Genomic DNA, 25,794 nt, shown 5'->3' with positions numbered 1-25,794 from the left:
AACGGCAGCGGATTTTTGATTTTGTGTTCGTTGCGCTGATGGGAGATATGTGTTATACTTAACTGCGTATGTCGTTTTATATGAATACGATATGGTGTTATATCAGGCGGATTTGATGTGACATGACACTGACAAGAGAAAAGAGGCAGGCAGCCGGACTGAAAAAGCGGTTGGTTGTAAGGACAAAATGTTTGGACTTGGAACGATCATAAACGTCGGTGTGGCCGTATTTTCCCTGGGCTTAAATAAAAAAGTAAATGACGGCAAATACAGAGTCTGTATTTGCGGTTGAAAGATAAAAGAGCAGTTGTAAAAATAACTGCGGTGTACAAAAAGTATGCGGCTGTGAGGCTGTTACAGTGATAGAAACAGGAGGATTTTATGATATTATCCTGCAGCAATATCTGCAAATCATTCGGAAGCGACGATATTATCAAGAACGCTTCCTTTCATATTGAGGATCATGAAAAAGCTGCCATCGTCGGCATCAACGGAGCGGGAAAATCGACGCTCTTAAAGATCATTGTCGGCGAGCTGGCACCGGATTCCGGTGAGGTGGTGCTTGGAAGCGGGAAGACGCTGGGCTACCTGGCGCAGAACCAGGATCTTTTGAGCCACCGGACTATCTATGAGGAGATGCTGGATGCGAAAAAGTCCGTCATCGCCATGGAAAATCGTCTGAGGGATCTGGAAAATTCCATGAAGACAGCATCCGGGGAAGAGCTGGAGACCATGATGAATCAGTACAGCCGTTTAAGCCACGAGTTTGAGCTCATCAACGGCTATGCCTGGAAGAGTGAGATCGTGGGCGTCTTAAAGGGACTTGGTTTTACGGAGGAGGAGTTCTCCAAACAGATTTCCACACTTTCCGGCGGCCAGAAGACAAGAGTTTCCCTGGGCAAGCTTCTTCTCACAAACCCGGATATCATTCTTCTCGATGAGCCGACGAACCATCTGGACATGTCCTCCATCGCATGGCTAGAGACTTATCTCTTAAACTACCGCGGTGCTGTTCTCATCGTTGCCCATGACCGGTATTTTCTCGATAAGATCGTCACAAAGGTCATTGAGCTGGACAATGGACATGCCATTGTGTACTTCGGAAATTATACGGCCTACAGCGAAAAGAGAGCGCAGATGCGCGCGATCCAGATGAAGGCGTACTTAAACCAGCAGCAGGAGATCAAGCACCAGGAAGCGGTCATCGAAAAGTTAAAATCCTTCAACCGGGAAAAGTCCATTAAGAGAGCGGAGAGCCGGGAAAAGATGTTAGATAAGATCGAAGTCCTTGAGAAGCCGACGGAGGTCAATGACGCCATGGATATCCGCCTGGAGCCGAATATCTTAAGCGGAAACGATGTGCTGACGGTGAACGGTCTGGCAAAATCCTTTGGCTCCCAGACATTATTTACAGACCTGAATTTCGATGTAAAGCGCGGGGAACGGGTCGCCATTATCGGTGACAACGGAACGGGAAAGACCACGATCTTAAAGATCATCAACGGTCTTGTGGAGCCGGATGACGGTGAGATCATTCTTGGTTCCAGAGTCCACATCGGATATTATGATCAGGATCATCAGGTGCTCCACATGGAAAAGACTTTGTTTGAGGAGATCTCCGACGCCTACCCGGGAATGTCCAACACCCAGATCAGAAGTACGTTAGCGGCATTCCTCTTTACCGGGGACGATGTGTTTAAGCGGATCGGGGACTTAAGCGGCGGCGAGAGAGGCCGTGTTTCCCTTGCGAAGCTCATGCTTTCCGAGGCAAACTTCCTGATCCTCGATGAGCCGACGAACCACCTGGATATCACTTCGAAGGAGATTCTGGAGAATGCCTTAAGCCATTACGGCGGTACGGTGCTCTACGTCTCCCATGACCGTTATTTTATCAACAAGACCGCAACGAGGATCCTGGATCTCACCGGAAAGCGGATGATGAATTATATCGGTAACTACGATTATTATCTGGAAAAACATGAGGCCATGATGAACGCCCATTTCGGGACCGAGAATGTGGAGCCTACCGGCGGAATCGTCGGATTCGGCGCATCAAAGACGGGAGCGGCGGCTGAAACTTCCGGAAAAGCGGCGGAGAGCAGCGCGGACGCAGGCGGAAAGCTTGACTGGAAAGCCCAGAAGGAAGAGCAGGCCCGCCAGAGAAAACGTCAGAATGACTTGAAAAAGGTCGAGGACGAGATCCACAGACTTGAGACGAGAGACGGTGAGATCGACGGACTTCTCTGCGACGAGAGTGTTTTCTCCGATGTGGCGAAGCTCATGGAGTTAAATAAAGAAAAAGAGGAGATCGCAGGGAAACTTGAGACTCTGTATGAAAAGTGGGAGGAGCTGGCTGAATAAGCAGCAATCATTAATATCCGCTGAGTCTCAGGTCCGTTGCTGCCTGCGCAGGGTGTGAACAGCAGCAAACCTGTTGAACAGATATAGATATACTCAAAAGAAAAATGTTCCGTCCGGTCGGGGAGATCATGGGCGGGACATTTTCTTTTTTATGGGATAGGGCAGTTCCAGCCCCAATTCGCCTAAATTCTTTGACAAGGATTTGACAAATAATATAGATATGAGTATAATAGATTCCATCGTTATATGAAAGTTTTGAGAAGGTGAAACCAGAAAATGACAGACGAAAGACAGATTTCAAAGGCGGTTATTTCCAGACTTCCGCGCTATTACAGATATCTGGGTGAACTGATGGAGGAGGGGATCGAAAGGATTTCTTCCAATGAGCTGAGCGCCAGAATGAAGGTGACGGCGTCCCAGATCCGTCAGGATCTTAACAATTTCGGCGGCTTCGGCCAGCAGGGATACGGATATAATGTTAAGTATCTCTACACGGAGATCGCAAGGATTTTAGGAATCGACAGACAGCACAACCTCATTATCATCGGAGCCGGAAACCTTGGACAGGCCATCGCCAATTACACAAATTTTGAGAAGCGCGGATTTATGATCAAGGGAATGTTCGATACCAATCCGCGGCTGATCGGTCTCGTGGTCCGTGGTGTGGAAATCCGCGGGATCGATGACCTTGAACAGTTTATTATCGATAACGAGGTGCAGATCGCAGCCCTCACGATCCCGAAGTCCAAGGCTCCGGAGATCGCAGAGCGCCTGGTAAAGGCCGGAATCAAGGCGATCTGGAACTTTGCCCATACCGACCTAAATGTTCCGGATGATGTGGTCGTTGAGAATGTCCACCTCTCCGAGAGCCTGATGCGACTTTCCTATCGTGTCTGCAGCATGCAGGATGAGCGGGAGCGGAAAGCAAAGGAAAAAGCAGAACAGACGGGAACCAATGAGACATGTTGATTGGAGTTGGCTGTGATTTGATCGAAATTGAGCGCGTAAAAAAAGCCTGTGATAAAGAGGCTTTTTTGTCGCGTATTTATACCGAGCGTGAGCGCCGGCAGGCAAAGGGAGATCCCCGGGTCCTTGCCGGCACTTTTGCCGTTAAAGAAGCAGTGGCGAAAGTGTTTGGAACGGGATTCCGGGAGTTTATGCCGATTCATGTGGAGGTCTTAAGAGATCCTCTTGGAAAGCCCTATGTGGAGCTTCATGAGGGAGCCGCAAAAATAGCCGAAGATCTCGGGATCACAAAGATCGAAGTGTCGATCTCAGACACGAAGGACCATGCGATGGCGTTTGCCGTCGGAGAGGGGGATGCCGGATGAAAGCAGTTCTCAATGGAAAAGAAATGAAAGAGTTCGATGCAAGGTCCATCAAAGGGTATGGGATTCCATCCTTAGTCCTGATGGAACGGGCGGCTATGGCAGTTGCAGAGAAAGCAGAGGAGATACTGGAAAAAGAAGAGGCAGGGACCGTCTGGTCCGTCTGCGGCTTTGGAAATAACGGGGCGGATGGGGTTGCCGCCGCCAGAATGCTGTTTTTAAAGGGGTACGATGTGAAGATCGTTTTCCCGCAGCGGGACGGAAAAGGAAGCGAGGAACTGGAAGCCCAGCTAAATGTCGTAAAACGACTGGGAATCCCGGTGATGACGGCCGAAGATCTGCCGGACCTGGTGGAAAAGAAGATCCCGGCGCAGCCGTTTAGAAAGGCCGGGGAGAGAAAAAGAAGCTGCCGGGGCGTGATTCTGGACGCAATCTTCGGGATCGGTCTTTCGAGAAATGTGGAGGGCGCATACCGGAAGCTGATCCGGTGGATCAATGGACAGGAAGACATGAAAGTCATTGCTGTCGATGTCCCGTCGGGCATCAGCTCCGATAACGGAAGCGTGATGGGAGATGCAGTCCGCGCGGATGTGACGGTCACGTTCGGAGAAAAGAAGCTTGGACAGGTGCTGTTTCCGGGGCGGGAGCTCTGCGGACATCTTCTCGTGAAAGATGTGGGCTTTGTGCCGGAGAGCAGCGCAGAACGGGAAAAACATGTCCAGATGCTGGATCGGGAAGATCTTTTGAGGATCCCGGCCCGCATGGCTGACTCCAACAAGGGAACATACGGAAAGGTTCTTGTAATGGCCGGAGCGAAGAACATGGCGGGGGCTTCCCTGCTTTCCGCCACAGCAGCATACCGGATGGGGGCCGGACTTGTAAAGGTCTTTACCCCGGAGGAGAACCGGCTGATCGTACAGGAAAAACTTCCGGAGGCCATTTTAGCCACCTACGACACGAAGGAGGCCGAGAAAGATCCGGAAAACTTTGCGCGAAAGATTGCGAGGGAGACGGAATGGGCCGATGTGATCGTTCTGGGACCTGGGATCGGGATGGAAGATTATGCCAGATGCATGGTGGAAAATGTCCTGAAGGATGCCTATGTTCCGATCATTCTTGACGCGGATGCCCTGAATCTTGCGGCGGAATACCGGGAACTTACAGGTTATTTTACGGAGAATATTATCGTGACGCCGCATATGAAGGAGATGTCGCGGCTCACAGGAATTCAGATAGAAGAAATGAAGGAGAATCCGGTCCGCACCGCCAGGGAGTTCGCAGATCAGTACGGCGTAGTATGCGTCTTAAAGGACGCGGCGACGGTGATCGCCGGAAGAGACGGAAAGACGTTCGTGAACGGAAGCGGGACTCCGGCTATGGCCAAAGGCGGTTCCGGTGATGTGCTTACGGGCGTGATCGCCGGGCTCGTAGCGCTGGGACTGGAGGAGAGTGACGCGGCGGCCCTTGGAGTTTATGTACACGGTCTCGCCGGCGAGGCCGCTGAGAAACACTTTGGAGTCCACGGAGTGTTAGCAGGGGAGATCGCAGATTGCCTTCCGGAGGTATACAGAGATGGAATTTGACAGAATCTACGCAGAGGTGGATCTCGGGCGTATTGAAGAAAATATGAAGGCCATGAAGGAGCATCTTCGTCCGGGAACGAAGATGTACGGCGTGGTAAAGACGGACGCATACGGACACGGGGCAGTCCCGGTGGCGAGGACCATCGACCGTTTTGTCTGTGGGTACGCGGTGGCAACGGTGGATGAGGGGCTTAAGCTCAGGAGACATGGGATCGAAAAAGAGATCCTGTGTCTTGGTCCGGTTTCAGCCGGCCGCTATCAGGAATGTCTTGAAAACGACATCAGTCTGCCTATGTTTGAATACTGGAGAGCAAAAGAATTATCAGATGCCGCTGTGGCAGAGGGAAAGACCGCGAAGATCCATATCGCGGTGGATACGGGAATGAGCCGTATCGGACTTTTCCCGGATGAGGGATCCGTGGAGACCATAAAGGAGATCGCGGAGCTTCCGGCTCTCAGGATCGCCGGTATGTTTACCCACTTCGCACGGGCAGACGAGGCAGATAAGACGAATGCAGGGGAGCAGTACAGACGGTTTCACGAGTTCTGCGATGATGTGAAGGCAGCCGGTGTGGCCGTCCCGGTCTGTCACTGTTCTAACAGCGCCGGAATCGTAGAACTCCCGGATTTTAACATGGACGCGGTTCGCGCGGGAATCACGATCTACGGCCTGTACCCGTCGGATGAAGTAAAACAGGATATCATTTCTCTGAAACCGGCGATGGCGTTAAAGAGCTTTATCACTTACATCAAGGAGATCGGACCGGGAACGGAGGTCAGCTACGGCGGAACCTTTAAGGCGGAGAAGACGATGCGGATCGCTACGGTCTCTGCAGGTTACGGGGACGGCTATCCGAGAAATCTCTCCGGAAAAGGAGAAGTGCTGATCCATGGAAAACGGGCAAAAATCTTAGGGCGGATCTGCATGGACCAGTTTATGGCGGATCTTACGGGGATTCCGGAGGCCAAAGAGGGAGATCCCGTGACTCTTGTGGGCAGGGACGGGGACCAGGAGATCACTATGGAGGAGCTTGCAGAGATTTCAGGCGGATTCCATTACGAGATCCCGTGCCTGATAGGAAAACGTGTGCCGCGGCGGTATGTGAAGAATGGAAGAGAAGTGGGCGGCATGATGTGCAGGGATGAGGAGTACGAAGGCTTTTGACGGTCATGCTCGAAAAACGGTACGTCTGAATAAAATATCATAAGTGGGAAATACTCTGGACTATAAGAAGCACGCGTTGCAGGCTTCTTGAGTGAGCGCGGCAGCCGCCGGGGACAGGTGCAGGCACAGCCCCGGATCTGCTGACCGCATAGAAATTCAGGCGGAGTGTGGGACTTGTGATTATCAGACGGGGCGATATTTATTATGCGGATCTGAGACCGGTAGTCGGTTCGGAGCAGGGAGGTGTGCGGCCCGTGCTCGTGATCCAGAACGATGTGGGGAATAAGCACAGCCCCACGGTGATCTGCGCGGCGATCACATCGAGGATGAATAAGGCGAAGCTTCCGACCCATGTGGAGCTTTCCGCCAGAGACTGTGACATGGTGAAGGACTCTGTGATCCTTTTAGAACAGCTCCGGACCATCGACAAGCAGAGACTCAGGGAAAAGATCTGCCATATTGACGGGGAGCTGTTAGGCCGGGTGGACGAGGCGCTGAAGGTCAGTCTGGAACTCGGGGACTATTAGGAAAATGCCTGTGAAAGGGGCGGAACCTGTTACATAATCGCGGGTGTATTCCTTGACGGGGCATGGATTTAATGCTATAGTGGAAAAATACGTAAATACTTTGAAACAATTCAGCCGTGGATCTGGAAACGGCTGGATGCAGTACTGAAAATGATAAAGGAGTGTATGTAATTCTCATGGACGATGGCAATTCGTGGATAGGAATTGTTTTATTTGCCGCATCGGTGATCTTGTTTGCGGTGTTGTACGGATTCGGTGCGGCGGTTCAGGCGCTGAACACCAGCGCGCTGGAGGATGAGCGCGACGAGGGGAATAAGAGGGCGGAAAAGCTTCTGAAGATTCAGGAGGATCCGTACCTCTTTATCCGCACGAATCAGCTGGCGACGAGTATCCTGACACTGGCAATGGGGGCCTCTTCCCTGCTGTTTGTGGTACGAAATCTGACGGCGCTGCTTGGAGTGCGCACAAAGCTGCCGCATCTGGCAGCCGTTGGAATTTCATATGTCGCGGGACTTGTGGGAATCGCATTTCTGCTCACGGGACTGGGGATCGTGATCCCGAAGCGCATCGCTGCGAAAAGTCCGATCCGGTTCTGCTATAAGGTGCTTCCACTGGTGGAGCTCGTGGCGAAATTTCTGTTTCCGTTCGCGTGGCTGATGGATCAGTTCGCCTATATCTCCCTGAAGGCGGTGGGCATCAATATCCGCGAAAAAGATGACAATGTGACCGAGGAAGACATCATGTATATGGTCAATGAAGGTCATGAGCAGGGGGTCTTAGAGGCCAGTGAGGCGGAGATGATCACGAATATCTTCGAGTTCGATGATAAAGTGGCGGCGGATATCATGACGCACCGCACGGCTGTCCTTGCGTTGGACGGGGAGATCACGCTTAAGGAAGCGCTGGATTTCGTTGTGAAGGAAGCAAACTACTCGAGATTCCCGGTTTATGAGGAAGATATCGACAATATCATCGGTATTCTCCACATGCGGGACATGCTTCATTATACAGACTCGAAAGAACATTTAAATACGCCGATCAAAAAGATCAAGGGTCTGCTCAGAAGTCCACACTTTATTCCGGAGACGAAGAATATCAACTCTCTCTTTAAGGAGATGCAGTCCCAGAAGATCCATATCGAGCTGGTCGTGGATGAGTATGGTCAGCTTGCGGGTATCGTCACGATGGAGGATATCTTAGAGGAGATCGTCGGAAATATTCTGGACGAGTATGATAAGGAAGAGCCAGATATCGTTTCCAGAAAGAATGGTACATATGAGCTTACCGGTCTCACACTCTTAGATGATGTGGAGGAGACTCTTGGGGTGGAATTTGATAAGGAAGATAAGGATAACTTTGACACGTTGAACGGTTTCATGGTGTCCAGGCTTGGGCATATCCCGAAAGCGGGAGAGAAGGGGAGTGTCCGGATCGGGGACTATCTGTTAAAGATCATGAAAGTGGAGAACAAGGTGATCCAGACGGTTCTTGCGATTCCGTTACCGAAAGAAGAGAAGAAATAGAAAGAAGAAATAGAAAACGGATACTCTGCACTCCGGCATTCCTGCCGGAAGCGAAAGTATCCGTTTTTACATTAGTCCTGTTCGCGGAATTTTACAGTGCCGGCAGCCGGGTCCATGGACTCAACGATGGCTAAGGACTCTAAGTGGTAGCCCAGATTTCTGATGACCTGTCCGCCGATCTGGAATCCTTTTTCTACCACGATGCCGATTCCTTCAACTGTAGCGCCCGCCTCATGGACAATGGAGATCAGTCCCTGAAGGGCATAACCGTTCGCAAGGAAGTCATCGATAATTAAAACATGGTCATCCGGGGAAAGGAATTTCTTGGAAACGATGACCTGATTTTTACATTTATGGGTGAAAGATTCTACCTCAGCAACATACATTTCGCCGTCAAGGTTTACGCTCTGGGATTTCTTAGCGAAAACGACCGGCACATGGAAATGCATTGCCGCGATACAGGCGATACCGATACCGGATGCCTCGATGGTCAGGATCTTGTTGATATTTTCATTGGCAAAACGGCGCTTGAACTCCGCGCCCATCTCGTCAAAAAGTTCGATATCCATCTGATGGTTTAAAAAGCTGTCAACTTTTAATACGTTTCCCTCTTTTACAACACCGTCTTTCGCGATACGCTCTTCTAAAAAGTTCATGTTCTTTCCTCCGTAATTCCCCTTTTCGGGTGTATCTGTATTGTATCCAATTATAGCAATATTGGGGGGAGATTACAAGATGAAAAGTCGGGGAAAATATTACTGTACACGGGTAGGAATTTTCTGAACTGAAAATTCCGTACAATACAGTGGTGGTAGTGGATTTTGCCGATTCGGAATGCGAAGCATCGGCAAAATCAGTTACTGTTTGCGCAAAGCGTGAACAGTAACGGGAAAATGAATGGGCACAGGGATGGAAAAGCGACATCTTTTATAAAAGTTTATGGACTGCGGGCTTGCACGGAGAGCAGGAGCGTGATATTATGGAACAACAATAAATTCTTGATTCTGAATGATCTGATATTCGATATGCTCTTAGCTGCGTTGCGGCATCGTTTTTCTTTATGTTCCATTTGAATAATGCTTCAATAGCAGACTTTGCTCGATACTTTATCAGATTTGGAAAGGTATTATGCTTTTATGGATAAATATGAGGTATTAAAACAGTATTTCGGCTATGACGCTTTCCGGGACGGACAGGAAAAGATGATCGACGCGATCACCTCCGGCAGGGACGTACTTGGAATCATGCCGACGGGTGCGGGAAAGTCGCTCTGTTACCAGATCCCGGCGCTGATGGCAGGGGAGAACGGGGGAATTACGCTTGTGATCTCACCGTTAATTTCCTTAATGAAGGACCAGGTCAGCGCGCTGAACCAGGCGGGAGTCCATGCGGCCTATTTAAACAGTTCCCTGACGCCAGGGCAGTATTATAAAGCGCTGGGATATGCCCGCGAGGGTCGATATCCGATCATCTACGTCGCGCCGGAGCGCCTTCTGACACCGGAATTTCTCGATTTTGCCGTCCACGCGAAGATCGCTATGGTGGCGGTGGACGAGGCCCATTGTGTCTCCCAGTGGGGGCAGGATTTCAGGCCCGGTTACCTAAAAATAGAAGAATTTTTGTGTACACTCCCGAAACGTCCGGTAGTCAGCGCCTTCACGGCAACGGCGACGGCGGCGGTTCGGGATGATATTATCGATCTCCTGAAACTCCAGGATCCGGTGGTGACGACAACAGGATTCGACCGTCCAAACCTCTATTTCGAGGTCCAGAGCCCGAAGGACAAGTATGCGGCGGTAAAGACATATATCGAAGAACACGCCGGTCAGTGCGGCATCGTTTACTGCCTGACGAGAAAACTCGTGGAGGAGGTGACGGAGAAGCTGATGAAGGACGGCTTTTCCGTGACGAGATACCACGCGGGACTTTCCGACAGCGAGAGAAAACAGAATCAGGAGGATTTCATCTTCGACCGGGCGCAGATCATGGTGGCGACCAATGCCTTCGGCATGGGAATTGACAAGTCGAACGTCCGCTTTGTGATCCACTACAATATGCCGAAGAACATGGAGAGCTATTATCAGGAAGCCGGCCGCGCGGGGCGTGACGGGGAACCGGCGGACTGCCTGCTGCTCTACGGCGGCCGAGATGTGGTGACAAACCAGATGTTTATCGACAACAACCGGGATAATGAGGAGCTTGACGATGTGACGAGAGCGATCGTTGCGGAGAGAGACCGGGATCGCTTGAAAAAGATGACGTTCTACTGCTTTACGAACGACTGCCTGAGAGAGTATATCCTGCGGTATTTCGGGGAGTATGGAAGCGGATACTGCGGGAACTGCTCGAACTGCAAGACACAGTTTGAGGAGATGGATGTGACGGAGATTGCGAAGGCTATCGTGGGCTGCGTCGCAGAGTGCCGGGAGCGGTATGGAACCACGGTGATCCTGGATACTGTCCACGGGGCAGCGACGGTGAAGATCCGAAATTACCACATGGATGAGAATTCCCATTACGGAGAGTTATCGAAGGTTCCCACATACAGATTGCGCCAGGTCTTAAATTTCCTCCAGGTGAAGGAATATCTTGTGGTGACATCCGACGAGTACGCCATCGTAAAACTCGGAAAGAACGCGGCGCCCCTCTTAAACGGCGAAGATGAGAAAGTCATGATGAAGCTCCCGAAGGAGCAGGAGAGAATGAAGACTGGGAAGACTTCCAGTGCGAAGAAGCCAAAGATGACGGCCGGAAGCGAGAACTTCACGGAGGAGGAGACGACGCTTTTCGACCTCTTAAAGGAACTTCGCAGGGAGATCGCAAAGGAAGAAAAAGTCCCGCCTTACATCGTATTCTCCGACAAGACGCTGGTACATATGTGCCTTATAAAACCGAAAAATAAGGGGGAAATGCTGAAGGTTTCCGGCGTTGGAGAGTTTAAGTTTGAGAAGTACGGGGAGAGGTTCCTGGATAAAATCAGGGATTCTTTGAGTGGGGAATTATAAATTTAAAAGCGCAGAAAGTTTCGAAATATCGAAATTTATGCGCTTTTTGCATAGATAAAAATAGGAAATCGACTTGACGAATCACAGAAACGGGTGTATGATAATGACAGTTTCACTCACACGCGTTAAAGCGTAACGCAACAACGCATTTAAGAACGGAATTCCGCATGAAGGAAAGGATTCCGAAAAGAGAAAAATTGAGGGGAGATCGATATTATGAAAAAAGTAACAGCACTTGCAATGGCAGCCGTCGTTGCGGCTTCTGCACTGACGGGCTGTGGATCCAGTTCCACAGCGGAGACAACAGCAGCAGCCACAGAGGCAAAAACAGAAGCTGCGGCAGCAGCTTCCACTGAGGCGGCAAAAGAGGACGGCAAGACTTATAACGTAGGTATCTGCCAGTTAGTCCAGCATCCGGCACTTGACGCGGCGACAGAAGGCTTTGAGGCTGCATTAAAAGATAAACTCGGTGACAATGTTAAATTTGATCTTCAGAACGCATCCGGCGATTCCGCAACATGCGCAACGATCATCAACCAGTTCGTTTCCAACGATGTTGATCTGATTCTTGCAAACGCGACTGCAGCACTTCAGGCCGCTGCGGCAGGAACCAGCGAGATCCCGATCCTCGGAACCTCCATCACGGACTACGCGACTGCTCTTGACATCGATAATTGGACCGGTACGACTGGTCTTAACATTTCCGGAACCTCCGATCTCGCTCCACTTGACCAGCAGGCTGCAATGCTCAACGAGCTGTTCCCGGAGGCAAAGAATGTCGGCTTATTATACTGCTCCGCAGAGCCGAACTCCAAATATCAGGCAACAACCGTAAAAGGATATCTTGAGGATCTCGGATATACCTGTAAGGAATACACCTTCGCAGACTCCAACGATATCGCTTCCGTAACAACAACAGCAGCAGGAGAGAACGATGTTCTCTATGTTCCGACTGACAATACGGCTGCTTCCAATGCAGAGATCATAAACAATATCTGCCTTCCGGCGAAAGTTCCGGTAATTGCAGGTGAAGAAGGAATCTGCTCCGGATGCGGCGTTGCAACTCTTTCCATCGACTACTACGACATCGGATACAAAGCCGGTGAGATGGGCGCAGAGATCCTGATGGACGGCAAGGACGTAAAGGAAATGCCGATCGAGTTTGCGCCGGAGGTAACAAAGAAATACAATAAGGCAAACTGCGAGGCACTTGGAATCACGGTTCCGGATGACTACGTTGTGATCGAAGAATAATAACGACTTGAAATTATGAGGACATCAGGGTGGCAAACAGCAAAAAATTTTGTCACCCTGTTTGCTATCATCAGCCATAGGAGGAAAGAAACGTGAATTTTGCAACATTGTTTAATGCATTGCCGGGTGCCTGTGCACAGGGACTCATCTGGGGCATCATGGCGATCGGCGTTTATATTACATATAAGATCCTCGATCTTGCAGACCTTACCGTGGACGGAACCATGTGTACGGGAGGTGCTGTCTGCATCATTTTCATGTTAAACGGACATTCTGTGGGAGTGTCCCTGTTTGCGGCGTTTATCGCGGGAATGATCGCGGGTCTTGTGACCGGAATCTTTCACACGGCGATGGGGATCCCGGCGATCCTTGCGGGAATCCTGACCCAGCTTGGTCTCTACTCCATCAACCTCCGCATTATGGGCGGTAAGGCAAATCAGGCCATCAGTGTGGATAAGTATGATCTTTTGGTGTCTCTCCGTTATGTAAAGGGAGTCGCTTTTTATAAGAACACGATCTTTGTGGTGGCGCTGATCATTGTGATCCTGATCGCGGTCCTCTACTGGTTCTTCGGAACGGAGATCGGATGCTCCATCCGTGCTACGGGTTCCAACCAGAATATGTCACGTGCCCAGGGTATCAATACCGATTTCACAAAGATCTTAGGTCTTATGATCTCCAACGGGATCGTTGCCTTTGCGAGCGGCTTATATGCCCAGTATCAGGGCTTTGCGGATGTCAACGCAGGCCGTGGCGCCATCGTGATCGGTCTCGCAGCCGTTATCATCGGTGAGGTCGTATTCGGAAAGATCAGCCAGAACTTCGGTTTCAAGCTGTTCTCCGTTGCCTTCGGCGCGATCATTTATTATCTGGTCCTTCAGGTCGTCCTCTGGATGGGATTGAATTCCAATGATTTAAAACTCCTGTCAGCTCTTGTCGTTGCGGTATTCCTTGCGATCCCGTACATGAAAGGCAAATATTTCTCTAAACCGGTAAAAAGAGGAGGTGCACCTCGTGCTTGATCTTCACAATATTTATAAAACCTTCAACGCGGGAACCGTCAATGAAAAGACAGCGTTAAACGGATTAAATCTTCATTTAAACGAAGGCGATTTTGTCACCGTCATCGGTGGAAACGGTGCAGGAAAATCTACCATGTTAAATGCAGTTGCAGGAACGTGGTTTGTGGATGAGGGAAAGATCACCATCGATGATATCGACGTGACGAAGCTCCCGGAGCACAAGCGTGCGAAGTATCTCGGACGCGTATTCCAGGATCCGATGACAGGAACGGCTGCCACCATGCAGATCGAGGAGAACATGGCGTTGGCGGCGAGAAGAGGAATGACACGTTCTCTGAAGGCCGGAATCACCGCAAAAGAGCGTGAGTTCTACAGGGGGCAGTTAAAGATCTTAGGCCTTGGTCTTGAGGACCGCCTCACATCAAAAGTCGGACTTCTCTCCGGCGGACAGAGACAGGCGCTGACCCTTCTCATGGCAACCTTAAAGAAGCCGAGACTTCTCCTTTTAGACGAGCACACGGCAGCCCTCGACCCGAAGACGGCAGCAAAGGTTCTTGAGACAACCGACAAGATCGTAAACAGTGAGCATCTGACAACACTCATGATCACTCACAACATGCGCGATGCGATCGCCCACGGGAACCGTCTGATCATGATGAACGCAGGCCACGTGATCTATGATGTGGCCGGAGAGGAGAAGAAACACCTGACAGTCCAGGATCTTCTTGCGAAGTTTGAGGAAGCTGCAGGCGGCGAACTTGCGAACGACCGTATGATCCTGTCGTAGGGGCCATATATATAGAAGAAACAGGTCGAAAAGTAGATAAACGGCAGCGGATATCTGTAAGCAGATTACAGAGTTTGCTGCCGTTTTTTGTGTAATAGGAAATTCCGAGGAATTCTCTATTACATAAAAGGCACTCATGTGCCAATGATGCGCACTCGCGCGAAGATGTAGATTGTCGCAAGCGACCGCGCGAGGCGCGAAAATGTGCCAAGGCACATTCTTTATTATTGCTTTTTTGCGTATTCCGTTGTATAAATGATGTGCAGCCTAAAAGGATTAAATACCGGACTGCGGGCAGATGCGGCGCAGGGAAAAGGCTGTGTTCAGGAGGAAATATTTATGAGCAGATCTGCAAAAAATGATAAAACAAAGACAAATGTGATGCGGCTTTTAGATGCCGCGAAAATCCCTTACGAGGCGAAGGAGTACCCGGTGGATGAGAACGATCTCTCCGGAAGCCATGCGGCGGACATGCTGGGTGTGGATCATGGAAGCGTGTTTAAGACCCTTGTACTGAAGGGAGAACGCACCGGATTTCTCGTCTGCTGTATTCCTGTGGACGGTGAAGTAGATTTAAAAAAGGCGGCGAAAGCGGCGGGAGATAAGAAGGTGGAGATGCTTCCGATGAAGGATCTTTTAGCCACAACGGGGTACATCCGCGGTGGCTGTTCTCCTATCGGAATGAAGAAAAAGTTCCCGACTTTTATTGATGAGGCGGCGTTAAAATACGAAACGATCGCTGTCAGCGCGGGCCAGAGGGGATTCCAGGTACTGCTTTCCCCGCAGACTCTCGCGGACTATGTGGGAGCAAAACTGCTGGATTTGCAGCAAAATGGTTAACATAAATGAAAAAGTTATCGGAAACCACCTGAAAGTGGGGAATCAATATTTAACAAAATTGTAACATTTGCAATATTTTATACTTGCCAATACCACCAAAAATTTAGGTTTTATGCCGATAATATTTGGAAAAGATATTAATAAAATGTAACAATCATTAAAAAACGGGCTGTAAAATGTAACAAAGTTGGCCATGGCTTATTGACATTTGCCCTCTCATTCTCCTATAATCACAGACACCGGCCGGAAAACGGTCGGAATGAACAACCGGCGACAGGACGGAGAAAGAGGGTATTCAAAAATGAATCCATGGAACTCATTTCTTCAGACAGTCTTTCAGTTTGTGAAATCACTCTTCACCGGTGTGACAAAGAAGATGCACCGGAATGCGGCAATTCTCACGATGGGCGCAACACTGATTGCAGTGATTCCATTTACAGCGGTGGACTTCCAGGGCGGAGGCAAAAACGCGATCGTAGCGTTTGCAGAGACGCAGGGAGGTTCGGATGAAGACAGTCTGGAGGAGACAGAAGATACTGCTCTTCCGGAAACAGACGGAAATGTTTTAGAGGATGAGACGACGGCGGATGAAGCATCATCCGCGGAGACGGAAGCAGATATCGAGAAAGAAACTGAAAATACAGAGACGAATGATAAGAACAGCGCCGAGGACGCAGGAGATTCGGAAAAAGCAGACGAGAGCAATGGGGCTCAGGATGAGTCTGCGGGGCCGGAAGTGGAAACTGCGGGAAACGCAGAGGCCGGAGCTGTGCAGGTTGAGGCGGAAGCAGAAGGCTCACCTGTGACAGAGGTACAGGCGGAAGCGGAAGAGACTGCGGCGGAGGAGTCTGCAAGGGAAGTTTTCACCGGCTACTCTGACAGCGACTACGATGTTCTTCTACGGATCGTGCAGGCGGAAGCTGGAAACTGTGACATGGAAGGCCGTGTCATGGTGGCGAACGTGATCTTAAACCGTGTGGAGAATGACTCATTCCCGAACACGATCACGAAAGTTGTCTACCAGAAACACCAGTTTTCACCGGTGTCCAACGGCTCCATCAAGAGATGCAGGGTCACAGCCGAGACGGTGGAGGCCGTAGGGCGGGCGCTCTCAGGTGAAGACCTGACGGACGGTGCCCTGTATTTTATGAACCGGCATGCGTCATCAAAAAAGAACGCCAGCTGGTTTGACAGACATCTGGAATTCCTGTTTAAACATGGAAATCACGAGTTTTTCCGGTAAACTCCGGGTCAGATAAAAAGGATAAGGGAAAGGCGGCATGTGCCAGAACCGTAAAAAGCGGTTCTGGTGGGTGCCGCTTTTTTGCAGCTGCAGATCTGAAATAGAATACAGGTGATATATTCTGTCGGTTTGAAAACGAAAAGTCGATAGCCATGGAAAATAGTGGAGGTTGGCGGAAGGGCAGTACAGGATTTTATAATTGACATTTAAATGGGGGCATGGGATAATAAAACTCATGAAATTGGAAATACGTGAAAGAGGAAAAATGATGAAGTTAAAAAGAGTATTTTTTGATCTTGACGGCACACTGACGGATTCCATGCCAGGGATCACGAGGGGTGTTCAGTATGCGCTGAAACATTACGGCATCCATGTGGATGACCTTTCGGTCTTGAAACCGTTTGTGGGACCGCCGCTCTTCGACAGCTTTAAGAGATATTATAATTTTTCAGATAAGGACGCAAATGATGCGATCTATGTGTTCCGGGAATACTACGATGTGAAAGGCTGGATGGATAATGCGCCGTTCGATGGCGTGGAAGATATGTTAAAGACCTTAAAGGAGGCTGGCCTCGAACTCTATGTGGCAACATCGAAGCCGGAGGAGACCGCAAAGAAAGTCCTGGAATATTTCCAACTGACAGAGTATTTTAAATTTATCGGCGGCGCGTCCATGGATGAAGCGCGTGTGAATAAGGACGATGTGATCCGCTATGTCCTGGAAGAAAACTGCATCAGCGAGGAGGAGAAGCCTTCCGTGATCATGGTGGGTGACCGGGAACATGATGTATACGGTGCGAAGAAAACGGGACTTTCCGTGATCGGCGTGCTTTACGGATATGGAAGCCGTGAAGAACTCCAGAGCGCCGGGACAGATTACCTCTGTGAGACACCGGAGGAGACAGCAAAGCTCTTAAAAGGTATGATGTAAAAAAAGATCAGCCGATATTTGGGATGCTTTGTCTGTGTTAAAGACAAGACAGACAGTACAGCAGGGATCGAAGATCCGGTTTACAGCTATGTCGGGAGTTGTAATTATGAGTCGCAGAAAAATACATGACACCAGGAAATGGAACTTGAAAAATGATCCGTGATGCGCTATAATAGTTCTCAGTTAAAGGGAATGTGATTCCTGGGATGTTCGACACTCCTGTCTATTTTGAACCTACATTTTGACATACGGGATTCCTATATTTTTGAACGGATGTCAGGCCTCCAAAGAGTGGAAGGCAGATGTTTAAGTGCGGATGCCCACCTAGCATTGCTAGGCGTCAATTATTCAGGAAACGGCATTTTGGGATTGCGAAAGATAAAAAAGCAGCGAGAGATCGCTGCTTCTTTTCATGTAACAGGAAATTCTGAGAAATTTCCTGTTACATGAAAAGGCACTAACGTGCCAGTGATGCGCACTCGCGCGAAGATATAGATTGTCGCAAGCGACCGCGCGAGGTGCGAGAATGCGCCAAGGCACATTCTTTTCACTTTATAGGAAAGACCGCCTGCGAGGATTTCCAAACGACGGTTTTGGAATGCGGGGAATGTTCAGATTCTGTTAATACTCTTTTCTAAATGATCGAAGTATGATATTATGGGTGCAAACAGGTTTCGATACATATGATATGAATGGAAGAAACAACTGCAAAGGAGAAACTTTTTTATGAAAAATGAACGGTTCGAACGATACATTTACATGGGGGTGACGGCAATCCTGGTACTGATCGCAGCGGTGTTTGTCGTCTTTCTGTTTCTGGAGAGGAATGCAGTGTTTGCCTTTCTGGGAAAAGTGCGGTTTGTCCTGGCACCGGTGATCTACGGCGCTGTACTTGCTTTTTTAATGTCTCCGGTCTATAACTGGTGCTACAATACAGTCGTGTATGTGCACGATGACGACAAGAAAAAAGAGGACGAGGAAAAGAAGATCGCGCCAAAGAAACGGTTCAAGAGTGAATCCTTCGGCAATTTCCTTGGAAAAGCCGTTGGAACAGTGATAAGCCTTGCGTTTCTGATCGTGGTGGTCGTAAGCCTTTCCAGCATGATCATCCCGCAGCTCTATTCCAGTATCGTGGGGATCATCAACATGATGCCGGTTTATTTCCAGAACGTGTATGACTGGCTGACGGAATTCTTCGTGAACAACCCGCCGGTGGAGCAGGCAATCTTAAATATTTACGAGCAGTCAGCCCAGTATTTTCAGAGCTGGATGGAGACGGACTTAATGTCGAATCTCTCCAATTTCCAGAACTTCCAGAATATTGAGAAGATTGTCGGCGGCGTATCCAGCGGAGTCATGAATGTGATCACGCTGACAAAAAACATGCTGATCGGATTGATCGTTATGATCTATCTGTTAAATATCAAGGAATCCCTATCAGCGCAGGGAAAAAAATTTATTTATTCCGTTCTTCCACTGAAAGCGGCCAATATCGTTGTGGCTGAATTCCAGTTTATTAAAAAAGCGTTTTCCGGCTTTATTATCGGAAAACTGATCGATTCCCTGATCATCGGAATTCTCTGCTTTATCCTGATGCATCTGTTTAAGCTGCCGTATGAGCTGCTGATCAGCGTGATCATCGGAGTGACGAATGTGATACCGTTCTTCGGACCATTTATTGGAGCAGCTCCGTGCGCGATCCTCGTATTCCTCATCAGTCCGAAACAGTGTCTGTACTTTATCGGGCTGATCCTTGTGCTTCAGCAGTTTGACGGAAATATTTTAGGACCGAAGATCCTGGGAAATTCCACAGGTGTTTCCAGCTTTGGTGTACTGTTTTCGATCCTGCTGTTCGGCGGATTGTGCGGATTTGTGGGAATGATCATTGCGGTTCCGTTGATGGCAGTCATCATTCATATTTATAATCAGATTCAGGAATATCTCCTTTCAAAGAAGAGTCTGAGCATAAAAGAAGAGGACTATGTAAATCTGAAGCGGATCGACGAACAGAACGGCGAGTATAAAAAAACACGGTGACGAACAGTAGCTGGTTCTGGTCGGGAAAGGAATTATGAACGAGAGAAGGAAACTGATAAACTGGATGGCGGGAGTCACGACGTTCATCGTGGTTCTGCTGATCGTGATCGTACTTCTGGACAGGGAAGAGGATGGAGTCTCCCTGGCAGCGGCATCCCGGACGGTGGCACTGACACTGGAGTCGGGGGATGGAATTCTTGAAAATGCGCCGGAGACGTCGAATTTTGATGAAGATCTATCGGACCAGTGGTATGTGAAATATATGGACTACCTCTATGGTCAGGGATATCTTGACAGCGGATCGGTCAAAGCGGACGAGCGGAGCGCTACGTCCGCAGTTACATACGCGGTTCTTTCAGACTGGGCAAAAAAGGCATCGGAAGAGGGAAAAGGGGAAACAGATGCGCTCCTTTCTTATGTGGATTCCGGTGACCGGGCGAAAAAGGCGGTCTCCAGTGAGAATTTCTGGAAGTTCTATGACGCGTTCCGCGCGGCGGTGGATCCGGACAGAGCTGTGGCCGAGGTGGAGACGGACCTTTACGGAACACCGGACAATGTGGATGGTGCGCCTGCATGGACAGCCTACACGAGGGACGGTATTTTTCAGTTTGAGGGACTTTACCTCGACGGATATATTGATCAGAAGATCCGGTTTCTGGCGAGAGACGATGAGATCTTAAAGGTGGAGGAGATGGTCTCGGACGAGATCGTCTACGAGAATGCCTGGATCTCGGGATTCTCCGGAAAGACAGTGACGGTCTTTATCGGAAATATCCAGAGGGAATTTCCGGTAAAGGGAGTTTTAAAGGATGAGAGCGAGATCTCCGGTCAGATCGGAGATCTGTACTTAAAGGGCGGAACCCCAAAACGACTGGTGCTGAAGAAAGAGAAGATCACCGGAACGGTCCTTGCGGTCCGCGACACAGAGATTGAGATCGACGGCTACGGCAGCGTGCCGCTGGCGGATCAGTTTAAGATCTATCGGACCTACGGTGTTCTCAGGGAACAGCAGAAGAAGGATATTCTCGTCGGCTACCACATGCAGGAATTTGTGGTGGCGGATGGAAAGATCTGTGCGGCCCTGACGACGGAGAAACCGGATATCGACATGATCCGCGTGCTTATCATGACGAACGGATTTAAGTCACTGTTCCATGATACGATCACACTTTCCTGCGACTCCATGGCAGTGTTGGAGTACGGAGATGAGAAGGATGCAAAGACGGAGTCCATCGCAGCAGGGGAGACGGTGACGATAAAACCGGGAGATTCAAGGGTCGCAAGTGGGCGTCTCACATTCCGTTCCGCAAATGAAGGCGGAATGATCACGGTACACAGTCTGGAGCGCGCTCAGGGAATGCCCGTCTATCCGGGACATATGGAGATCACGGAGGAGAGCGACGGCCTGCTTCTCTTAAACGAGGTGGATCTCGAGGAATATTTAAAGCGGGTGACACCGAGCGAGATGCCGCCGACTTATGAGCTGGAGGCGCTGAAGGCCCAGGCGGTCTGTGCGAGAACCTACGCATGGAGGCAGATTCAGGGCAATGCCTACTCGACCTACGGTGCCCATGTGGATGACAGCACGAATTTCCAGGTGTACAACAACACGCTGACCTTCGATTCCACGGATACCGCTGTGAATGAGACCTTTGGTCAGCTTCTGGAATACAACGGGGATCCCATCGAGGCGTTCTATTACTCCACATCTGACGGGCATGGAACCGACGGAAGTGTGTGGGGAGCGGATGCGTCCAACACGCCGTACCTCAGGGCAGTCACGATCAACAACAAGGCGAAGAAGCTGGATCTGACATCCAACGAGGCCTTTGAGAGCTTTATCAAGGACGAGAACACAGATGCCTACGACTCTGACTTCCCGATGTTCCGTTGGAACACGAAGACCACCAGCACGATCCTGGACGAAAAGATCGGCGGGGTCGGCAGGATCACGGGACTTACGATCACATCCAGGGGAGCGGGTGGATACGCGAAGACCCTGAAGGTCGTTGGAACGGAAGGTTCCAAGACATTTTCCGGGCAGAGCAGGATCCGCAGCATTCTCGGAAATGTATCACTTGTATACAACAGGAAAGACGGTTCCACATCTACGGGATGGGATACACTTCCCAGCGGTTTCATCTATATCGAGAACAACGGAACCGATGAAAATCAGGTGACGACCTTCACAATCTACGGAGGCGGCTTCGGACACGGTGTCGGCATGAGCCAGAACGGTGCCCAGGGCATGGCAAAGCAGGGAAAGACCTGCCAGGAGATTTTAAAGTTCTTCTATGACGGGTGCGGGCTGATGGATATCAGTGAAGTGAATTAATGGAATATGAAAAATAAACAGCTCTGTGCAGCAGTTAAATGGAAAAGTGGATTTCGTTTGGCAGCGGTGCAGGGCTGTTTCGATCTTGAATAAGTCTGGGACAGGAAGTGGGAGAGTTCTTACCAAGGAAAGAAAAGGAAAAAGCCCGTGGAAGCATGTTTTCACGGGCTTTTGCTTTTGTTGAAGAGTTTTGTTAAAATTCGCGGTTATGGGTGATAATACCAAACTTACTTTCTGTACAGGTATTTCGGCACCCCGTTCTCCATCACGCGCTTCGGCTCGCCCTGGATCAGCGGGAGAGCGTAAGCTGAGAAGTCATCGGTGATATCGTTTCCTGCCGCGTTGATCCATTCCTTTGGGAATTTCTTTTCCTGATTGCAGATGAGGCTTACATCCTCCGGTGTGCAGTGCATCTTGTACGGCATGTCGGAGTCACGCTTGAAGGCGATCATCTTCTTTGTCTCCCCGGCGAGAACTGCCTTCACACCGGCAGCGCCTGCCATGGCAGCTTCCTCGATATCCGTCTCAGATACCATCATGCCGCTGCAGCGCTGGTTGACATTTAACTCGATGGAGCGGACTTTCACGCCGAACTTGTCGCGGACAAAGCTTTCCAAGACCTCACCGCAGCCGGTGAGCATCTTGTGACCGAAGGAATCGAGCTTCGCTGCGTCGGAGTACTCGCAGACAAAGGTGCCGCCCTCATCGGCAATTCCCTCGGAGACGCAGACAACGAGGTTCGGGGATTTCTTGAATGCAGCGTCCAGGTCATTATAGAACTGCTCTAAGGAGAACGGAGTCTCCGGGAGGTAGATAAGGCATGGGTTGTCGCCCTCATATTTTCTTGCAAGCCTGGAAGCAGCGGTGAGCCATCCTGCGTGGCGTCCCATGATCTCGACGATGGTGACGGATCTCTGCTGATAGACGGAGGCGTCGAGGACGATCTCGCGGACGGTGGAGGCAACATACTTTGCGGCGCTTCCGAAGCCCGGTGTGTGGTCGGTGAGGACAAGATCGTTGTCGATGGTCTTCGGGATTCCGATGAATTTCACATCGCTTCCAATCTTCTCCGCATAGCGGGAGAGCTTGTCCACGGTATCCATGGAGTCGTTTCCGCCCACATAGAGGAAGTATCCGATGTTCATCTCACGGAAGTTATCGAAGATCGCAGGGTAAACTTCACTGTCTAAATCTGCCGGAAGTTTATAACGGCAGGAACCAAGGTATGCGGCCGGAGTGAGCTTTAAGAGCTCAAGTTCCTTGTCAGAGAGGTCTGTGGAAAGGTCCATCACATGGTCAGCGAGGAATCCCTCGATTCCGTTGATCATTCCGAGAACATGTCCGTCCGCGCCGGATTCCCTGAATGCTTTTACCGCACCATAAAGGCTCGCGTTGATGACGGCGGTAGGTCCGCCGGACTGTCCGATTACAAGATTTTTCATGATTTCTGTATTCTCCAATCTGAATGTATTCCGTAAGCTTATTATAAAAAAATGTGTATGGAAAATCAATGATGAATGTATAAAAACGGAAAAACGGGCAATCCTATGACCAGTACAAAAGAAAAAGATTAATACTTATCCTCCCCTTTTTAGTACCCTGTTCGCTGCCCCTATAGAGACAGCGGGCGGGGTACTTTTTGAATGAAAATCAGAAAAAAGGAGAAGATAAAAGGCGGGAAGCGCAGAAAAAACTTTTGCGTTCAAAATATTTGAATGGAAAGCTTGACAAAGCCCGTGGAAAGGATTACTATCAAAAGCAGCAATATAGTTATGAAAACTACATGATACGGAATGTAGAAATGAAATAAACAGGAAAGGAAACCAGAAACGATGAGCAAAAAAGGATGGAAAGCCGGAGCAGTTCTGGCGGCCGGAGCTGGAATCACAGCGGTACTCGCGGCGAAGAAGCGCGGAAACATGGAAATGGATAAGATGAAAAAGACTTCCCATGGAAGCAGATCCGATTACCGCAACACAGAACTCGGAAAACATGATAAGAACAGCAAGGGAATCTACTACACAAACGGAAACTACGAAGCGTTCGCCCGCCCGGAGAAGCCGGCGGGAATCGAGGAGAAGTCCGCGTACCTTGTGGGAAGCGGTCTCGCATCCCTGGCGGCGGCATGCTTTCTCGTCCGCGATGCCCAGATGCCGGGAAAGAACATCCACATCTTAGAGGCCATGGATATCGCCGGAGGTGCCTGCGACGGAATCGATGATCCGACAAGAGGATATGTGATGCGCGGCGGCCGCGAAATGGAGGATCATTTCGAGTGCCTCTGGGATCTGTTCCACAGCATCCCGTCCCTGGAGGTTCCAGGCGCGTCCGTTCTCGATGAGTATTACTGGTTAAACAAGCATGACCCGAACTATTCTCTCTGTCGTGCCACAGAGCGCCGCGGCGAGGATGCCCATACGGACGGAAAGTTTGGTCTGAGCCAGAAGGGCAGTATGGAGATCATGAAGCTCTTCTTCACGAAGGATGAGGATCTCTATGACAAGACCATCGAGGATGTGTTCGATGATGAGGTATTCGGCTCCCAATTCTGGCTTTACTGGAGAACCATGTTCGCCTTTGAAAACTGGCACAGCGCCCTGGAGATGAAGCGGTACTTCCAGAGATTTATCCACCATATCGGCGGCCTTCCGGACTTCTCCGCTCTGAAATTCACCCGCTACAACCAGTACGAATCCCTGATTCTGCCGATGCAGAAATACCTGGAGGCGGCAGGCGTGGAGTTTCGGTTCGGCACAGAGGTCACAAACGTCCGCTTTGAGATCACGGACGGAAAGAAGACGGCCCGCGCTATCGAGTGCCGCACGAAGAACGGGGACACGGAGATCCCGCTGACGGAAAAGGACCTTGTGTTTATCACAAACGGAAGCTGTACAGAAGGGACGATCTACGGTGACCAGAACCATGCGCCGGTGGGTGACGCGGAAGTGAGAAGCAGCGGCTGCTGGAGCCTCTGGAAGAAAATTGCAGCACAGGATCCGTCCTTCGGTCATCCGGAAAAATTCTGCTCCGATATCGAGAAGACGAACTGGGAGTCTGCGACGGTCACCACCGCAAATGAAGAGATCATCGACCAGATCAAGAAAATCTGCAAGCGCGACCCGAGGACAGGCAAAGTTGTTACCGGCGGTATCGTGAGCTGCCGCGATTCCAAGTGGCTTTTGAGCTGGACCATCAACCGCCAGGGACAGTTCAAGAATCAGAAGAAGGACGAGGTGTGTGTATGGGTATACAGCCTGTTCACCGATGTCCCGGGCGACTATGTGAAGAAACCCATGAAGGAGTGTACCGGTAAGGAGATCACCGCCGAGTGGCTGTATCATCTCGGAATCCCGGTGGAGGATATCGAGAGACTATCAGGAGAAGAGTGCAACTGCACACCGACCATGATGCCGTATATCACCGCATTCTTTATGCCGAGGTCTGCCGGAGACCGCCCGGATGTAATTCCGGACGGTTCTGTAAATGCCGCTTTCCTTGGACAGTTTGCGGAGACTCCGAGAGATACGATCTTTACCACAGAGTATTCTGTCCGTACCGCCATGGAGGCAGTATACGGACTCTGTGGAGTGGACCGCGGTGTGCCGGAGGTATGGGGCAGTGTCTATGATGTGAGAGAGCTCTTAGACAGCACGGTGAAGCTCATGGACGGAAAGTCCCCGCTTGAGATGAAGCTTCCGATGCCGTTTGAAATGTTGAAAAAGCCGCTGCTCCGAAAGATCGATAAGACGATCGTTGGAAAACTTCTGCGTGATCACGATGTCCTTAAGGACTGGATGTTGTAGAGGCGTGGTGCGCGAATAAAATGGATATATGAGAATATAATGAAAATGCC

General features: G+C 50.1%; 20 protein-coding genes and 1 other RNA gene. 19 read left to right on the top strand and 2 right to left on the bottom strand.

Translation table 11 applies throughout. From position 1 onward, the window contains the following. Nucleotides 1-381: 381 nt before the first annotated feature. From DW826_RS04830 to DW826_RS04800, 7 genes are all read left to right on the top strand, one after another. Complete coding sequence (locus DW826_RS04830; RefSeq protein ID WP_117552200.1) at nt 382-2,361, top strand: ABC-F family ATP-binding cassette domain-containing protein; 1,980 nt, start codon at nt 382-384, stop codon at nt 2,359-2,361. 276 nt (nt 2,362-2,637) lie between these two features. Then, nucleotides 2,638-3,330, top strand: coding sequence for a redox-sensing transcriptional repressor Rex (locus tag DW826_RS04825; RefSeq protein ID WP_015554866.1), 693 nt, complete (start codon nt 2,638-2,640; stop codon nt 3,328-3,330). After that, nucleotides 3,324-3,692 (top strand): holo-ACP synthase, encoded by a 369-nt coding sequence (gene acpS, locus DW826_RS04820; protein ID WP_117552199.1) that lies wholly within the window; start codon nt 3,324-3,326, stop codon nt 3,690-3,692. The genes DW826_RS04825 and acpS overlap by 7 nt, the downstream gene beginning before the upstream one ends. Beyond that, on the top strand, nt 3,689-5,272 hold the full coding sequence (locus tag DW826_RS04815) for an NAD(P)H-hydrate dehydratase (protein ID WP_117552198.1): 1,584 nt from the start codon (nt 3,689-3,691) through the stop codon (nt 5,270-5,272). The genes acpS and DW826_RS04815 overlap by 4 nt, the downstream gene beginning before the upstream one ends. Continuing rightward, complete coding sequence (gene alr, locus DW826_RS04810) at nt 5,262-6,437, top strand: alanine racemase (RefSeq protein WP_117552197.1); 1,176 nt, start codon at nt 5,262-5,264, stop codon at nt 6,435-6,437. The genes DW826_RS04815 and alr overlap by 11 nt, the downstream gene beginning before the upstream one ends. A gap of 176 nt (nt 6,438-6,613) precedes the next feature. After that, entirely contained in the window at nt 6,614-6,964 is a 351-nt protein-coding gene (locus DW826_RS04805; protein ID WP_117552214.1) for a type II toxin-antitoxin system PemK/MazF family toxin, read from the top strand. Between the two features lie 176 nt (nt 6,965-7,140). Then, on the top strand, nt 7,141-8,487 hold the full coding sequence (locus DW826_RS04800; protein WP_117552196.1) for a hemolysin family protein: 1,347 nt from the start codon (nt 7,141-7,143) through the stop codon (nt 8,485-8,487). Between the two features lie 71 nt (nt 8,488-8,558). On the opposite strand, the gene DW826_RS04795 is transcribed toward DW826_RS04800, so the two are convergent. Then, a complete protein-coding gene (locus tag DW826_RS04795; protein ID WP_015554861.1) occupies nt 8,559-9,143 on the bottom strand; it encodes a xanthine phosphoribosyltransferase in 585 nt (194 codons plus the stop codon). A gap of 480 nt (nt 9,144-9,623) precedes the next feature. On the opposite strand from DW826_RS04795, the gene recQ reads away from it, so the two are divergent. The 10 genes from recQ (at nt 9,624) to DW826_RS04745 (ending at nt 21,941) form a co-directional block, all read left to right on the top strand. Continuing rightward, complete coding sequence (gene recQ, locus DW826_RS04790; RefSeq protein ID WP_117552195.1) at nt 9,624-11,492, top strand: DNA helicase RecQ; 1,869 nt, start codon at nt 9,624-9,626, stop codon at nt 11,490-11,492. Nucleotides 11,493-11,708: 216 nt separating this feature from the next. Beyond that, entirely contained in the window at nt 11,709-12,746 is a 1,038-nt protein-coding gene (locus DW826_RS04785; RefSeq protein ID WP_117502962.1) for an ABC transporter substrate-binding protein, read from the top strand. A gap of 92 nt (nt 12,747-12,838) precedes the next feature. After that, a complete protein-coding gene (locus tag DW826_RS04780; RefSeq protein WP_117552194.1) occupies nt 12,839-13,768 on the top strand; it encodes an ABC transporter permease in 930 nt (309 codons plus the stop codon). Beyond that, nucleotides 13,761-14,555, top strand: coding sequence for an ABC transporter ATP-binding protein (locus DW826_RS04775; RefSeq protein WP_117552193.1), 795 nt, complete (start codon nt 13,761-13,763; stop codon nt 14,553-14,555). The genes DW826_RS04780 and DW826_RS04775 overlap by 8 nt, the downstream gene beginning before the upstream one ends. Nucleotides 14,556-14,894: 339 nt before the next feature. After that, a complete protein-coding gene (gene ybaK / locus DW826_RS04770; protein ID WP_021906009.1) occupies nt 14,895-15,395 on the top strand; it encodes a Cys-tRNA(Pro) deacylase in 501 nt (166 codons plus the stop codon). Nucleotides 15,396-15,696: 301 nt separating this feature from the next. Continuing rightward, the gene (locus tag DW826_RS04765; protein ID WP_117552192.1) at nt 15,697-16,638 is read left to right on the top strand and encodes a cell wall hydrolase; all 942 of its coding nucleotides are present in this window, start codon (nt 15,697-15,699) and stop codon (nt 16,636-16,638) included. A gap of 268 nt (nt 16,639-16,906) precedes the next feature. Next, nucleotides 16,907-17,569: an HAD family hydrolase gene (locus tag DW826_RS04760; protein WP_117469851.1), complete on the top strand. Its 663-nt coding sequence runs from the start codon at nt 16,907-16,909 to the stop codon at nt 17,567-17,569. A gap of 195 nt (nt 17,570-17,764) precedes the next feature. Next, nucleotides 17,765-17,942, top strand: a non-coding RNA gene (ssrS, locus tag DW826_RS04755) — 6S RNA. Between the two features lie 353 nt (nt 17,943-18,295). Next, nucleotides 18,296-19,606 (top strand): AI-2E family transporter, encoded by a 1,311-nt coding sequence (locus DW826_RS04750; RefSeq protein ID WP_117552191.1) that lies wholly within the window; start codon nt 18,296-18,298, stop codon nt 19,604-19,606. Nucleotides 19,607-19,640: 34 nt separating this feature from the next. Next, the gene (locus DW826_RS04745) at nt 19,641-21,941 is read left to right on the top strand and encodes a SpoIID/LytB domain-containing protein (RefSeq protein WP_117552190.1); all 2,301 of its coding nucleotides are present in this window, start codon (nt 19,641-19,643) and stop codon (nt 21,939-21,941) included. A gap of 227 nt (nt 21,942-22,168) precedes the next feature. On the opposite strand, the gene DW826_RS04740 is transcribed toward DW826_RS04745, so the two are convergent. Further along, entirely contained in the window at nt 22,169-23,383 is a 1,215-nt protein-coding gene (locus tag DW826_RS04740) for a 6-phosphofructokinase (RefSeq protein ID WP_252196285.1), read from the bottom strand. 197 nt (nt 23,384-23,580) lie between these two features. On the opposite strand from DW826_RS04740, the gene DW826_RS18200 reads away from it, so the two are divergent. Continuing rightward, complete coding sequence (locus DW826_RS18200; RefSeq protein ID WP_158552983.1) at nt 23,581-23,751, top strand: hypothetical protein; 171 nt, start codon at nt 23,581-23,583, stop codon at nt 23,749-23,751. A gap of 22 nt (nt 23,752-23,773) precedes the next feature. Next, nucleotides 23,774-25,744: an oleate hydratase gene (locus tag DW826_RS04735; RefSeq protein ID WP_117552189.1), complete on the top strand. Its 1,971-nt coding sequence runs from the start codon at nt 23,774-23,776 to the stop codon at nt 25,742-25,744. The last annotated feature ends 50 nt before the right edge of the window (nt 25,745-25,794 follow it).

The organism is Clostridium sp. AM34-11AC (assembly GCF_003435375.1).
GTDB classification, from domain to species: Bacteria; Bacillota; Clostridia; order Lachnospirales; family Lachnospiraceae; genus Pilosibacter; species Pilosibacter fragilis.
Note: the sequence above shows the minus strand (reverse complement) of the source record. Positions and strands in the feature narration are given on the sequence as shown.